We start from the raw sequence: 13,448 nt of genomic DNA, 5'->3' as shown, positions 1-13,448 counted from the left end.
GGCTTTCGCACTATGGATAAGGTAATCACGTTATGGGAAGGCTCGGGGCTTTATAACCTTCAGCTGGGCCAAGCGGTGATGATCGTGGTAGGGCTTGTGCTGCTTTACCTGGCGATCTACAAAAAATTCGAGCCGCTTTTGCTCGTGCCCATCGGGTTTGGTGGGATTCTGGCCAATATCCCCGAGGCGGGGCTTGCACTTCCCGCGCTGGAGCAGGCAATTGAAGTGGCAAAACCAGCGGTGTTGCAGCAAATTGCGACGGCGCTCGGGGTGATGCTCGATCCGCTGGCGGGCGTCGAGAGCTGGCGTGTTGCGCTGAAGAGCGTGGTTGAGGGCAATGTCTCTGCCGAAGAACTGCGAGCAGCGCAAGATGTGGCCTCTAACGTCGGTTACAGCGATGGCATGCTTTATAGCTTCTACAGAGTGGCGATCGGTTCGACCATTGCGCCGCTACTTATCTTCATGGGCGTAGGGGCGATGACCGACTTTGGTCCTCTGCTGGCCAACCCGCGTACACTGTTCTTAGGGGCCGCGGCGCAGTTTGGTATTTTTGCCACGCTGTTTGGTGCCGTGGGGCTAACGTCGATAGGCGTGATGGATTTCTCGCTCAACCAAGCCGCGGCGATCGGGATTATCGGCGGGGCGGATGGGCCAACCTCGATTTACGTCTCAAGCGTGCTAGCACCGGAGCTTCTCGGCGCGGTTGCCGTTGCGGCCTATGCCTACATGGCCCTGGTTCCGCTGATTCAGCCGCCGATTATGCGCCTGTTAACCAGCCAAAAAGAGCGCGAAATCACCATGACGCAGCTGCGTCCGGTGTCGAAATTGGAAAAAATCATTTTCCCGCTGATGCTGCTGATTCTTGTGGCTCTCTTTTTGCCAGATGCTGCCCCGCTTCTAGGGATGTTCTGTTTCGGTAACCTGATGCGAGAGTGTGGCGTGGTCGAGCGCTTGACGGATACCGCACAGAATTCGTTGATCAATATCGTGACGATTATTCTGGGGCTTTCGGTTGGCTCTAAGTTAATGGCGGAGAGTTTTCTCTCGCTGGAGACGTTGGGCATTCTGGGGTTAGGGATGGTGGCATTCGGAATCGGGACCGCTGCCGGGGTGCTGATGGCGAAGTTTATGAACCTGGTAAGCAAAATGCCGATTAACCCGCTGATCGGGGCCGCAGGGGTCTCGGCGGTACCGATGGCAGCGCGTGTGGCAAACAAAGTAGGGCTTGAAGCTAATCCACACAACTTCCTCTTGATGCACGCGATGGGGCCAAACGTGGCGGGCGTGATCGGCTCAGCCGTCGCAGCCGGGGTGATGATCAAGTATTTGGGTTAATTTCGCTCGTCAAGCGTGGTGGTGGCCACTAAGTCACGCGGTACGTTGTTAATCAGCGTGCCGCGTTTTTGTTGGTGGGGTAACGAGAATGCTGGCCTTAAGCCGGTTTTCCAGCTCGCCAAGCTCAAACACATGATCGCGGGGCCAGCCGACGGCTAAGCGTACGCCATCGCTATCGTATTCAGCATTTTTAATCGGAAACGCCTGCTCATTGCACCAAGCGCGAGCGTCGGCTTCTTGGGCAAACGTTAAGCGCAAAATGTAGGTATCACGTTCAACGATTTCGCGGGTAGGGAGCGTTTCCAGCGCGGTGCTTACCGCTTGTGCGTAGGCGCGGGCCAACCCACCCGTGCCCAGCTTGGTGCCGCCAAAATAGCGGGTCACAACGCAGCCGATTTCGCCGATACCGCTGCCATTGAGAACTTGAAGCATGGGCCGCCCAGCCGTTCCCCCAGGCTCACCGTCATCCGAAAAACCAATGCGGTTTTGCTCACCCGGCGCACCGGCAATATAGGCGCTGCAGTGGTGGCTCGCATTCGGGTGCGCTTGCTTGGCAGCGTTGAGTAATGTGTCGAAATCACCAACGCTCGGCGCGTGGCACACCCAAGCAATAAACTGGCTTTTTTCGATGTCAATGCTTTCGTCATGCCAGAGATCGGGGGCAAGGTTGGGAATGAGGTAACGCATTATGTCTCCAGGCGGTAGCGACCAATCGTGGAAGCCTAAGAAGCTTGATGACCAACGCCCATAACAAGACCCAGTACCTGAATATTGCGGTTGTGCAAAAAAATGGCCGGTGTGCCGACTTGCTCTAGCTGAAGGTGAACGCCTTCGCGGCTGATCGAAAGGTGCTTAAGCGCTACAGGGCGGCGGTTAATTTCCGCCACTGCGGTCTCGTCGTGGGTATCGTGCTGAAAACGACGAATAATAATGACATCACCATCAAATAGGTTGCAATCTTTCATCTGATTGCCACGCACTTTGATAGCGTAAGTGTTGTGTCGTGTGGTGCGCTTAGTGGCAGGGGTGTTGTATAGCTCGGCAATAGCGGGGAAGGTGGTCATGGAAGTCTCCAAGGTCAAGGTTGGCAGCGACATCCTGTGGCTTATTTAACGTATTCTTATCTAAATGTTTTTTAATACAGTTTTTAGAGTAGGCTGTTTTTTAGAACAGGCTGTTGTTATGTACAAGTATTACTGTATATGTGTTTTTCTATACAGTCTAGCCCGGGGTAGAAAACAACGGCGTGCATGGGTGTATTCGGTTAATGCGTGCGTTGATCAAGGTTAATCTGCGACCGGGCGTCGCAGGGTGTGACTAGCGAGAAAACCGCTTTCCGTGTAGAGTTCGTCGCGAAATCATTATGTATGGAGAGCCCATTGAGTCTGCGCTTACAAGCCCAACAGCTAGCCTGTGAACGCGATGATCGCTGGCTTTTTCAAGAGCTTGATGTGGATATCCATAGCGGTGAGGTTGTCCGGATTGAAGGTCCCAACGGCAGCGGTAAAACCACGTTATTGAAAATTCTCTCGGGACAGCTGAGCGATTACGAAGGTGAGCTTTATTGGAATGGTCGACCCATGCGCGAGATGCGAGAGCATTTTTTAACCAATCTGCTCTATCTCGGCCATGCTCCAGGCGTTAAAACAGGGCTAACAGCCTTGGAAAATCTCTCTTGGTACCAGGCACTTGACGGTCAGCGCGGCGATGAACATGAGCGTTACGACGCATTGGCCAATGTCGGGCTTGCAGGGTTTGAAGATGTGCCGGCCGGGCAGCTTTCCGCTGGCCAACAGCGTCGCATTGCGCTAGCGAGGTTGACGCTGACACCGCGCGCTTTATGGGTACTAGATGAACCTTTTACCGCCATTGACCGCCACGGTGTTGCTGCCCTTGAAGCCCAGTTTGTGGCGCATGCAAACAGCGGTGGCTGTGTGATTGTTACCACCCACCACGAGTTAGCCTCATCCCCCGCGTTACGACGAATTGAGCTGGGCTGAACAACGGGCTAGGTATAAGGAGAGTGTTGGTGCAGCAAGAGTCCGCAGCGGTTGTCCCGAGGTTAAAAGAGCCTGGTGAAGGCTTGGCACTCGCGTTAACGGCGACATTAAAGCGTGATTTGGTATTAATGCTACGCCGCCGTGGTGAAGTGCTGAATCCTTTGGTCTTTTTTGCCTTGGTTATTACGCTGTTTCCAATTGGTATTTCCCCTGATCCTGAATTGTTAGCGTTAATTGCCCCCGGGCTTTTGTGGGTTGCCGCATTGCTGGCGGCATTGCTATCGCTGGACAGTCTGTTTCGTAGCGATTTTGATGATGGCAGTTTGGAGCAGTTACTGCTTGCGCCGCAACCGCTCGCGGCATTAACACTGGCGAAAGTAGCGGTACATTGGCTTTTGACAGGGTTGCCGTTGGCGTTAATGGCGCCTGTTTTGGGTATTATGTTGGCGCTGCCGGCAGGGAGCTACTTAGTGCTCGCTGTCTCACTTGCCTTAGGCAGTGCGACGCTAAGCCTTATTGGTGCAATTGGTGCAGCACTGACGGTGGGGTTGTCACGAGGCGGCGTCTTGTTGTCTCTATTGGTGCTGCCTCTTTACATACCCGTGCTTATTTTTGGTGCTGGTGCAGTGCAGGCCGCGATTGCGGGCGACAGCGTTAGTGCGCATTTGGCGATTTTGGGAGCACTGTTAGCGGCCGCCCTCATGCTGGCACCCTGGGCAATTGCGGCATCACTGCGAATCAGTATTAACGGTTGAGGACAGACTCACTATGTGGGCTTTTATAAACAAGCTGCGGTCGCCAAAATGGTTTTATGCCATCAGTGCTCGATTACAGCCGTGGTTTTGGGCGCTTGCGGCCATTCTCATCGTTACCGGTACGGTGTGGGGGTTGGCTTTTGCTCCGGCCGATTATCAGCAAGGCAACAGCTTTCGCATTATTTATGTGCATGTCCCCGCCGCTTTTCTGGCTCAGTCGATCTTTGTGTCGATGGCAGTCGCGGGATTTGTGTTTATGGTCTGGAAGATCAAAGTCGCGGACATGGCGGCGACTGTCATGGCGCCTTTAGGCGCGGCGATGACTTTCGTATCGCTCTTTTCCGGTGCAGTGTGGGGCGTGCCCACGTGGGGAACATGGTGGATGTGGGACGCACGCCTTACTTCGATGCTCATTCTGCTGTTTCTGTACTTGGGCGTTATTGCGCTGCGCGGGGCGTTTTCAAGCCGAGATAGCGGGTCGCGTGCGGCTTCAGTATTGGCGATGGTAGGCGTGATCAATATCCCGATCATTAAATATTCAGTGGAATGGTGGTATACCCTGCACCAGCCCGCAACGTTCACGGTTACTGGTCGTGCCGCCATGCCCACGGAAATGTGGGTACCCCTTTTGATCATGGTATTAGGGTTTTACAGTTTTTTTATTGCGTTGACATTGATGCGGACACGAAACGAAATTTTGCGTCGTGAATCCAATAAACGTTGGGTGCGAGAGCTAGCTCAGGAGACGTGATGATGGCGTTTAACTCTATTGCAGAATTTATTGCCATGGGAGGCCACGCACCTTATGTGTGGTCTTCGTGGGGGGTGACGCTGTTTTGCATCGTGGCCCTTGCCTGGCATGCACGATTTGAACGCCGTCAGCTAATGAATAGTTTAAAGCGGCGTGAACGGCGTGAGCGTGCCCGTGAGCAGCAAAACGCTGTTCCCACGTCGTTTCAATCGGTTGTAGAGAGAGGTCAGCATGACACCTAAACGTAAACAGAAGATGTTTGTGATTCTCGGCTTGGTATCGCTTACCGCCATCGCCGTTGGGCTTACGCTTTATGCGCTCCGCTCTAATATCAACTTGTTCTTTAGTCCAGTGCAAATCGCCCAGGGAAATGCGCCTATCGAACGCACGATCCGCGCGGGGGGCATGGTGAAAGAAGGCTCGGTGTCTCGGGACTCGGACAGTCTCAACGTTGAGTTCAAAGTCACCGATTACGTTGATGATCTAGATGTTTACTTCAGTGGCATTTTGCCGGATCTGTTCCGCGAAGGGCAGGGTGTGGTCGTCGTGGGACAGCTGCAAGCCGATGGTCGGATGCGGGCAGACGAAGTGCTGGCCCGCCATGATGAGAATTATATGCCGCCTGAGGTTGCTCAAGCGCTTGAAGAGGCTGGCTACAAACCAGCAGATTTCCAGGCCAAAGCCGCAGAAGTGGGCAAACGCCTAGACGCCGAGGGTGTGCCCAAAGCGAGTGACTACTAATGCAACGCCAAGCCCTAATGCAACGCCAAGCCGGCGGTTTATGTCGACTGTATGATGCCGCCCGTTACGTGCGAATCCGGAGTATGCATGACCATTGAGATGATTCCCGAAGTTGGCCATTTTGCCCTTGTCATTGCTCTGCTCCTGGCCGTGGTTCAGACCGTCATGCCGTTGGCAGGGGCGGCGACGCGACGCCCGCTGTGGATGGCGTATGGTCGGCCCATGGCGGCAGGGCAGTTTCTGTTTTTGGCGATTGCTTACGCGTGTTTAACCGCGAGCTATCTGCTGGATGACTTCAGCGTGGCTAACGTGGCCAATAACTCTAATTCGATGTTGCCCTGGTACTTCAAGCTCAGTGCGGTTTGGGGCAATCATGAAGGCTCGGTACTGCTCTGGAGCTTAATGCTAGCCGGCTGGGGATTTGTCGCTGGTATTTTTTCAGGCCAACTGCCGCGCGATATGGTTGCCCGCGTGATGGGGATTTTGGGTGCGGTCAGCGTGGGCTTTTTGCTGTTTATTTTGGTGACCTCTAATCCGTTTGAACGCTTGTTGCCTAATATGCCGCAAGACGGTGCCGATCTTAATCCGCTCTTGCAGGATTTTGGCCTCGTGGTGCACCCGCCAATGCTGTATATGGGATATGTGGGCTTTTCCGTGGTGTTTGCGTTTGCCATCGCCGCGCTCTTAGGTGGGCGCTTGGATGCGGCCTGGACACGTTGGGCTCGCCCGTGGACCAATATTGCCTGGGCGTTTCTCACGGTGGGTATCGTGTTAGGTAGCTGGTGGGCTTACTACGAGCTCGGCTGGGGCGGTTGGTGGTTCTGGGATCCGGTGGAGAACGCCTCACTACTGCCTTGGTTGACTGGTACTGCGCTGATTCACTCGCTGGCGGTGACGGAAAAGCGTGGTTCGTTCAAGAGTTGGACTGTGCTGTTGGCGATTGCCACTTTCTCGCTTTCGTTAATGGGTACCTTCTTGGTGCGCTCAGGTGTTTTAACCTCAGTGCACGCCTTTGCTAACGATCCATCGCGCGGCTTTTTCATTCTGATGCTGCTGGCGATTACCGTCACCCTTTCACTCTTGGTGTTTGCTCTACGCGCGCCGCGCGTTAGCCATAAGGTAGGGTTTAACTGGTTATCGCGGGATGCGCTTTTGTTGATCAACAATATCTTGCTCGTGATTATGACCGTCACGGTGCTGCTAGGTACGCTCTACCCGTTGATTTTAGATTCGCTTGGGTTAGGCAAAATCAGTGTGGGACCGCCGTACTTTAACGCATTGTTTGTCCCTCTCATGGTGATAATGAGTATTTTCATGGGGTTGGGGCCGATGTCCCGCTGGAAGCGGATGGCGGCGAAAGAGCTTTACACTAAACTTTGGTTATCCGGTGTCGTGGCATTAGTGCTAGGCGCTTTCATCCCGGTGTTTTATGGGCCTGAATGGAACATTTGGGTGGCACTCGGGATGCTGATGGCGCTGTGGATTGTGTTGCCGATACTGCGCGATATTTGGGATAAAACCCGCCATGCGCGCTCTTTGGGTGCTGGTCTGAAAAAGCTATCGCTCACGTATTGGGGAATGGTGCTAGGGCATTTAGGCGTGGCCGTTACCATCGTCGGGGTGGCTGTCGTTTCCCATTACAGCATTGAGCGGAATGTGCGCATGGGACCAGATGATAGCGTCGAAGTGGCTGGCTACCATTTCACCATGACTGAGCTAACCAGCCGTCGCGGCGCTAACTTCTTGGCCGATACGGCGACAGTTGAGGTTAAGCGTGGCGAAAGCGGACGTACCTTTACCATGAGGCCGGAAAAGCGGCTCTATTTGGCAACAGGGATGCCGATGACGCAGGTAGCATTGCGCCCGGGCTTCTTCCGGGATCTGTATGTCGCCATGGGCGAAGATTTGGGTGATGGCAGCTGGGCCATGCGTGTTCAGTACAAGCCTTTGGTGCGTTGGTTGTGGCTGGGTGGTTTATTGATGGCCGCGGGTGGTTTGCTTGCCGTGGCGGATAAACGCTATCGCCGGCGTGTTCGCCAAGACCAACACAATGTTGAGAAGGCAAATCTCTCGGCTAGCGATAACGCATCGAAGGAGGCGCTAGCATGAAGCGTCGTTTACTGCTCTTTTTGCCATTAATTGGTTTTTTGCTGCTGGCGGTATTTCTTTATCTGCGACTGTCAGAAGATCCATCGCACCGCGACTCAGCGTTAATGGCGCGCGACTTTCCGGCGTTTGAGGCCAGCACGCTAGAAGACCCGGATCGTCGCGTCGATCAAACTGTGCTCACCGGTGAAGTGACGCTGGTGAATGTTTGGGGTGAGTGGTGCCCGGCCTGCAAACAGGAAATGCCGCAGCTACTCGACCTTGCTGACCGCGGTGTTCGCATGGTGGGAGTTAACTACCGTGATACCCGAGAAAAAGGGCGCGAATTCTTAAGTGAATTTGGCAACCCTTTCGAGTTGAATATTTTCGACCCTGAAGGCGATATCGGCTTTGATCTTGGGGTTTATGGCGCACCAGAGACGTTTTTGGTCGATGCCGATGGCATTATTCGTTATCACCATACGGGGTATGTTTCTCCCGCTGACGTGCGCGATACCATTATGCCGGAGGTGGAAAAATGGCGCTGAATCGTTGGCTTATTGCCATGTTACTGTTAGTGGTTGCTGGTAGCGCGTTAGGCGCAGGGGAAATACGTGAGTTTGATGATCCTGTGACAGAGCGTCGTTACCAAGACCTGACGGCGTCGATGCGCTGTCCGCTGTGTGAGAACCAAGCCATTGATGATTCTGATGCCCCGATCTCGGCTGATATGCGCGAGCGTGTTTATCAATTGCTGCAAGACGGCCAGTCCGATACTGAAATTATCAACCACATGGTAGAGCGCTTTGGTGAGTACATTCTCTATAACCCGCGCTTAGAAAACCGCACTTACCTGCTATGGGGCATTCCGGTTGTGCTGGTGCTGTTGGGCGTCTTGCTCGTGGTATGGATGGTGCGCGCACGGCGCAATGCATCGGCGACTTCGCTGAGTGCCGAAGAGCGGGCCCGCCTGGATGAACTCATTAATCGCGAGAGGTCTTCATGACGCTGCTGTGGATTGCGTTTGCCGTTTTACTGTTGCCGGCACTGTGGCTCTTGGTGTTGCCGTTACGACAAGCGCGAAAGCTGCACGATAGGCAGCAAGCTTTCGAAGCTAACGATACCTCCGCAGAGCAAAACGTCGCTATCTTTGAGCGTCGTCTTGCCTCATTGGAAGCAGCGCGTGAGCGCGGGGATATCGATGAGGCGCGTTTTGAAGAAGATCGCCTGGAGCTAGAGCGTAATCTCTTGGAAGATACCCAAAACCTCAAACGACGCCCACTGAAAACGTACTCAGCAGGGCGCTTTGTTGTGCCGCTGGTCATGTTAAGTGTGGCGGCAGTCAGTGTCGTTTGGTATCAGTTTCAGGGGGCTGAAGGTGACTTGATGCTGTTGGAAACCCGCCGTGAGGTGCAGGCAGATCCTAATGCGTCGCTTGCGATGTATATCGAGCGGATGGAAGCGCAAGCCGAGCAGCAGCCGGACAACCCTAACGTGTGGTCCGAGCTGTTTCCGCTTTATCGCGAAACGGGCCAAATTGAAAAAGCAGTTAATGCGCTTGAGCAGCTGATCGAGATCGAAGGCCGCGTGGCGCCGCTGTTAGCTCAGCTTGCGCAGCTGCGATTTTTTATGGAAGGGCGTGAGCTTACGTCTGAGGTACAGGCACTGGTCGATGAGACGCTTGAGCAGGATCCGCGTCAACCCACCGTATTGGGTCTTTTAGGAGTGCACGCGTTTGATCGTGGCGAATATGAAACAGCGATTGATCGTTGGCGCCGGGCGCTTGCCAATATTGAAGACGCGGATACTGCCTCGTCGTTGCGTGAAGGTATTCGCGTGGCCCAGCGCCGTATGGGCGTGGAGCCTGGACAGCCCGATATTGAGCAGGCGCAGGGGCCGGGAATTCGTGTCAATGTCTCGCTTGATGAGACGTTGGTTGACAAGGTGCCTGACGATGCCACCGTCTTCATTACAGCGCGTGATATGGAAGGTGAGCTGCCACCGCTTGCCGTGGTGAGAGCGCAAGTCTTTGAGCTACCTCTGACGGTGGTGCTGGATGAAACCAACGCCATGTCAGCAGAAGCTTCACTCTCACAAGTGCAGCAAGCGCGCTTAATGGTACGCGTGTCGCCTTCCGGGCAAGCCACGCCGCAACCGGGGGATCTCTTCGGTGATTTAGACGGTGTTACGGTCGGCCCGGTCGAAGAAGGTAACGCCGTTGAGGTCATTGTGGATCGTGTCTTTGAGTGATCGTCTGCAGCCTTCGCTATGCGCTTAACCTCCATCCGGTTGGTGGGGTTTAAATCCTTTGTTGACCCCATCACAGTTCCCTTCGATGGCAATATGACGGCTATCGTTGGGCCTAATGGTTGTGGTAAATCGAATATTATCGACGCGGTACGCTGGGTGATGGGCGAATCATCGGCTAAAACGCTGCGTGGCGAGTCGATGGCGGACGTGATTTTTAATGGCTCCACCGCGCGCAAGCCGGTGGGGCAAGCGGCTATTGAACTGAAATTCGATAACCGTGATGGCGTCATGGGCGGCCCCTATGCTCAATACGCCGAAATTGCGGTGAAGCGCCAAGTCACTCGCGATGGTCAATCCCACTACTTCTTCAATGGCCAGAAATGCCGTCGGCGGGATATTGCGGATCTCTTTATGGGCACCGGCCTTGGGCCGCGCTCCTACGCGATTATTGGCCAAGGCATGATTTCGCGGCTCATTGAAGCGCGCCCAGACGACCTGCGCGCCACCTTGGAAGAAGCCGCCGGCATTTCCAAATACAAAGAGCGGCGTCGCGAAACCGAAAACCGCATGCGTCGCACCCAGGAAAACCTCGATCGCCTTGATGATATTCGCGAAGAGCTGGATAAACAGCTAGAGCGTTTAAAACGCCAAGCCGAGGCGGCAAGACGCTACCAAACCCTGAAGCAGCAAGAACACCGGCTGAAAGGCGAGCTTGCATTGCTGCGCGGTCGTGTACTTAGGGCCGAGCAGCAGCAGCAAGAAAGCCGCGTGCGAGAGCTTGAAATCAGTGTCGAAAAAGACGTATTCGGGGTGCGCGAATGTGAAACACGCCTGGAACAGGCGCGCGAGCAGCACGATGAGCTTGCCGACGTATTAGAGCGTCACCAGCAGCAGTTTTACGATACCACTACGCGTATCGCCCGCTTAGAACAAGACCAATCCCACCGCCGTAGCCGCTTAGCCCAGCTTGCCAGCGATATCGATAACGCCCGCCGTGAGCTCGATGAGCAGCGTGAATTAGGTGAGTCAGATAGTGAGCGCTTGCTTATCATTGAAGAGCGGCTAGACGCGCTGCTGCCGCAAGCCGAGGCGCTAGAGGAGCAGCTTGAGACCCTCGAACAGGCGATGACTGATGCGACGCCTGCGCTGGAAAGTGCTGAAGCCGCTTGGTCTGATGCCGACGAACAGTGGCGCCAAGCAAGCCGAAACGCTGAGCGCAGCCAAGATCAGTTGCGCGATATTGAGCAGCAATTAAAACGATTGCACACCGAGCAGCAGCGCCGCCGTCAACAGCGCAGTGATATCGCGGATTTTAATGCGCTGCGCGCCGAGCATGGCAACGCGCAAGAGCAGCTCAGCGCGGCCGATGCGCAAATACAGCAGTTTAGTCTTGAGCGTGAGGCGTGGCAGCCACGCCTTACCGAGGCGAAGCGCGAGCAGCAAGAGGCTAATGCCCAGCGTGATGAGGCGCGAACAAAGCTCAGCCGTTTAGAAGGCGAACAGGCCTCGCTGGCTGCGCTGATTGACGCACAACTGACCGATCACGACCCGGCGCTAATTGAGACGCTCGAAGCCCACGGCTTGGCTGATGCCCCGCGGTTGGGCGAAGTCCTGCAAGTGACTCCCGGTTGGGAAACCGTGACGTCTTGGCTTCTTGCCCCGTGGCTGAATGCCCGTGTGGTAGCGCCAGAAAAACTCACCGCGTTACCTCAAGCGCTGGCAACAGACTGGTGCCTACTGGCAGATACGTCGGGTGTTTCCGCCCCTGAAAACACCGTTGCTGCCTTGGTACAAGGGGCGGACGCACTTAATGCGTGGTTAGGCACCATTCACTGCGTTGAGCAGGCCGATGACGTTGGGTCGCGCTTGGCATCGCTGCCGGCAGGGGAAAGCGTTATTAGCCGAGATGGCGTTTGGCGGTCTAAAGATTGGCTGCGCCAGCAAGCAGAGGGTGAATCAATCGATGCGCTGTTAGTGACGCGCCGTCGCCATGATGATTGCCAAGCGCAATGCCAGGCACAGCAGGAAGCGTTAACACAAGCGCAAGCCCGCTGTGACGAGGCGCTCGCGACGCTAGAATCATTAGAACAAGCGCGCGATACGCACGCGCAGCAAGAGCGGGAGAGCATTGAAACGCGTCAGCAATTAGCACTCAAAGAACGCAGCCTGGCTCAGCAGGTTGAGCATCTTGAAAGCCGTGCCACAGAGCTGGATGAAGAGCTTAAAAAGTTGCAAGAAGAGGGTGCCGAGCTTGATCTTAAGCTAGAAGAGCAGCGCGCCCGTTGGAACGAGGCAATGGAGCTGCTTGAAGCGGCGGCATTGCGCCGTGAAGAAGCCAGTGCAGCGCGTGAACAGCAGCGTGAGCAACGCGAACGGCTCAATGACAAGCACGCACCGCTTAAAGCCGACCAGCAGCGTTTAGCGCTTGAGCGTGAGCGCTTAACCGCCGAGCAAGCGAGCCTTAACGCACAAAAAGTGCGCAGTGCTGAAAGCGAGGAGCGTTTGTCGCTGCGCATCAGTGAGCTAGAAGAAACACGCGAGGGGCTTATTGAGCCCGATGAACTCGCCTCTGAAGCGTTAGATGAGCTCCTTTTCCAGCGTGAGCAACAAGAGCAGCGGCTCAACGGCACACGCGAGCAAGCGCAAGCCATTGCAGAACAGTTGCGCCATGATGAGTTGGCACGCCAGTCTCACGAGCGCAATTTGGCACAAAGCCGTGAGCAGCTGCAAACGCGTCGGATGGAAGTGCAAGCGCTGGAACTAAAAGCTGCTACACAGGACGAACATCTAGCAGAGCTAGGTCATGAGGCCGGGGTACTGGCGACAGAACTGCCTAATGACGCAGATGAAACGAGCTGGCAGGCCACGCTAGAAGCGACCACTGACAAGATTCGCCGTCTAGGCGCGATTAACCTCGCGGCCATTGAAGAATATGACCAGCAGGCAGAGCGGCGTAATTATTTAGAGGCGCAGCACGCCGAGTTAACCGAAGCGCTGGAAACCTTAGAGAGGGCGATCCGGCGTATTGACCAAGAAACACGCGTGCGTTTCAAAGAGACATTCGAGCAGGTTGATAGCGGGTTGCAAGCCCTTTTTCCACGGGTGTTTGGGGGTGGTACCGCATGGTTGACGTTAACCGGAGAGGACTTGCTGGAGACGGGGGTGGCGATTATGGCGCGCCCGCCGGGTAAGAAAAACAGCACCATTCATTTGCTTTCCGGTGGGGAAAAAGCCTTAACCGCGCTGTCGCTTGTGTTTGCGATTTTTCAGCTTAATCCCGCGCCGTTTTGTATGTTGGATGAAGTCGATGCGCCGTTGGATGATGCTAACGTGGGGCGCTACGCAAAGTTGGTTAAAGAAATGTCGGAGAACGTGCAATTTATCTATATTACCCATAATAAGATTGCGATGGAGGCGGCAGAGCGCCTAATGGGCGTGACCATGCAAGAGCCTGGCGTGTCGCGTTTGGTTGCGGTAGGGGTGGATGAAGCCGCCGTGCTTGCCGATGTTTAAAGTAAGCAAGTGTGTTGA

At 54.9% G+C, this 13,448-nt stretch carries 13 protein-coding genes; 11 read left to right on the top strand and 2 right to left on the bottom strand.

Going from position 1 to position 13,448, the window contains the following annotated elements:
* The first annotated feature begins 12 nt into the window (after positions 1 to 12).
* Positions 13 to 1,335, top strand: a complete 1,323-nt coding sequence (locus QC823_RS09280; protein WP_309656066.1) for a sodium ion-translocating decarboxylase subunit beta — start codon at positions 13 to 15, stop codon at positions 1,333 to 1,335.
* A 48-nt stretch (positions 1,336 to 1,383) separates the two neighbouring features.
* Here the strand turns inward: QC823_RS09280 and QC823_RS09275 are convergent, their stop codons facing one another.
* Positions 1,384 to 2,022 carry an IMPACT family protein gene (locus QC823_RS09275; RefSeq protein ID WP_309656065.1) on the bottom strand — a complete coding sequence of 213 codons (639 nt, stop codon included), beginning with the start codon at positions 2,020 to 2,022 and terminating at the stop codon, positions 1,384 to 1,386.
* Positions 2,023 to 2,057: 35 nt separating this feature from the next.
* Positions 2,058 to 2,399 (bottom strand): LexA family protein, encoded by a 342-nt coding sequence (locus tag QC823_RS09270; protein ID WP_309656064.1) that lies wholly within the window; start codon positions 2,397 to 2,399, stop codon positions 2,058 to 2,060.
* A 315-nt stretch (positions 2,400 to 2,714) separates the two neighbouring features.
* Between QC823_RS09270 and ccmA the strand changes: the two genes are divergently transcribed.
* The 10 genes from ccmA (at position 2,715) to smc (ending at position 13,430) form a co-directional block, all read left to right on the top strand.
* Positions 2,715 to 3,335: a cytochrome c biogenesis heme-transporting ATPase CcmA gene (gene ccmA / locus QC823_RS09265; protein WP_309656063.1), complete on the top strand. Its 621-nt coding sequence runs from the start codon at positions 2,715 to 2,717 to the stop codon at positions 3,333 to 3,335.
* Positions 3,336 to 3,364: 29 nt separating this feature from the next.
* Entirely contained in the window at positions 3,365 to 4,090 is a 726-nt protein-coding gene (ccmB, locus tag QC823_RS09260; RefSeq protein WP_422823632.1) for a heme exporter protein CcmB, read from the top strand.
* Positions 4,091 to 4,103: 13 nt separating this feature from the next.
* Positions 4,104 to 4,841, top strand: coding sequence for a heme ABC transporter permease (locus QC823_RS09255; RefSeq protein ID WP_309656061.1), 738 nt, complete (start codon positions 4,104 to 4,106; stop codon positions 4,839 to 4,841).
* Positions 4,841 to 5,083 carry a heme exporter protein CcmD gene (gene ccmD / locus QC823_RS09250; RefSeq protein ID WP_309656060.1) on the top strand — a complete coding sequence of 81 codons (243 nt, stop codon included), beginning with the start codon at positions 4,841 to 4,843 and terminating at the stop codon, positions 5,081 to 5,083. Before QC823_RS09255 ends, ccmD begins: the two co-directional genes overlap by 1 nt.
* A complete protein-coding gene (gene ccmE / locus QC823_RS09245) occupies positions 5,073 to 5,582 on the top strand; it encodes a cytochrome c maturation protein CcmE (RefSeq protein ID WP_309656059.1) in 510 nt (169 codons plus the stop codon). Before ccmD ends, ccmE begins: the two co-directional genes overlap by 11 nt.
* A gap of 87 nt (positions 5,583 to 5,669) precedes the next feature.
* Positions 5,670 to 7,691, top strand: coding sequence for a heme lyase CcmF/NrfE family subunit (locus QC823_RS09240; RefSeq protein WP_309656058.1), 2,022 nt, complete (start codon positions 5,670 to 5,672; stop codon positions 7,689 to 7,691).
* A complete protein-coding gene (locus tag QC823_RS09235) occupies positions 7,688 to 8,215 on the top strand; it encodes a DsbE family thiol:disulfide interchange protein (RefSeq protein ID WP_309656057.1) in 528 nt (175 codons plus the stop codon). Before QC823_RS09240 ends, QC823_RS09235 begins: the two co-directional genes overlap by 4 nt.
* A complete protein-coding gene (locus tag QC823_RS09230) occupies positions 8,206 to 8,673 on the top strand; it encodes a cytochrome c-type biogenesis protein (protein ID WP_309656056.1) in 468 nt (155 codons plus the stop codon). The genes QC823_RS09235 and QC823_RS09230 overlap by 10 nt, the downstream gene beginning before the upstream one ends.
* Positions 8,670 to 9,917, top strand: a complete 1,248-nt coding sequence (gene ccmI, locus QC823_RS09225; RefSeq protein ID WP_309656055.1) for a c-type cytochrome biogenesis protein CcmI — start codon at positions 8,670 to 8,672, stop codon at positions 9,915 to 9,917. Before QC823_RS09230 ends, ccmI begins: the two co-directional genes overlap by 4 nt.
* 18 nt (positions 9,918 to 9,935) lie before the next feature.
* Complete coding sequence (gene smc, locus QC823_RS09220; protein ID WP_309656054.1) at positions 9,936 to 13,430, top strand: chromosome segregation protein SMC; 3,495 nt, start codon at positions 9,936 to 9,938, stop codon at positions 13,428 to 13,430.
* Positions 13,431 to 13,448: the final 18 nt, after the last annotated feature.

Source organism: Vreelandella vilamensis, assembly GCF_031451755.1.
Taxonomy (GTDB): Bacteria; Pseudomonadota; Gammaproteobacteria; order Pseudomonadales; family Halomonadaceae; genus Vreelandella; species Vreelandella vilamensis.
This window is presented reverse-complemented; position numbering and strand designations above follow the sequence as displayed.

Coding starts and splice junctions, on each gene's coding strand:
- QC823_RS09275 (WP_309656065.1), bottom strand. CDS start 2,022: ATGCGTTACCTCATTCCCAACCTTGCCCCCGATCTCTGGCATGACGAA.
- ccmI (WP_309656055.1), top strand. CDS start 8,670: ATGACGCTGCTGTGGATTGCGTTTGCCGTTTTACTGTTGCCGGCACTG.
- QC823_RS09240 (WP_309656058.1), top strand. CDS start 5,670: ATGACCATTGAGATGATTCCCGAAGTTGGCCATTTTGCCCTTGTCATT.
- QC823_RS09270 (WP_309656064.1), bottom strand. CDS start 2,399: ATGACCACCTTCCCCGCTATTGCCGAGCTATACAACACCCCTGCCACT.
- smc (WP_309656054.1), top strand. CDS start 9,936: ATGCGCTTAACCTCCATCCGGTTGGTGGGGTTTAAATCCTTTGTTGAC.
- QC823_RS09255 (WP_309656061.1), top strand. CDS start 4,104: ATGTGGGCTTTTATAAACAAGCTGCGGTCGCCAAAATGGTTTTATGCC.
- QC823_RS09235 (WP_309656057.1), top strand. CDS start 7,688: ATGAAGCGTCGTTTACTGCTCTTTTTGCCATTAATTGGTTTTTTGCTG.
- QC823_RS09280 (WP_309656066.1), top strand. CDS start 13: ATGGATAAGGTAATCACGTTATGGGAAGGCTCGGGGCTTTATAACCTT.
- ccmE (WP_309656059.1), top strand. CDS start 5,073: ATGACACCTAAACGTAAACAGAAGATGTTTGTGATTCTCGGCTTGGTA.
- QC823_RS09230 (WP_309656056.1), top strand. CDS start 8,206: ATGGCGCTGAATCGTTGGCTTATTGCCATGTTACTGTTAGTGGTTGCT.
- ccmD (WP_309656060.1), top strand. CDS start 4,841: ATGATGGCGTTTAACTCTATTGCAGAATTTATTGCCATGGGAGGCCAC.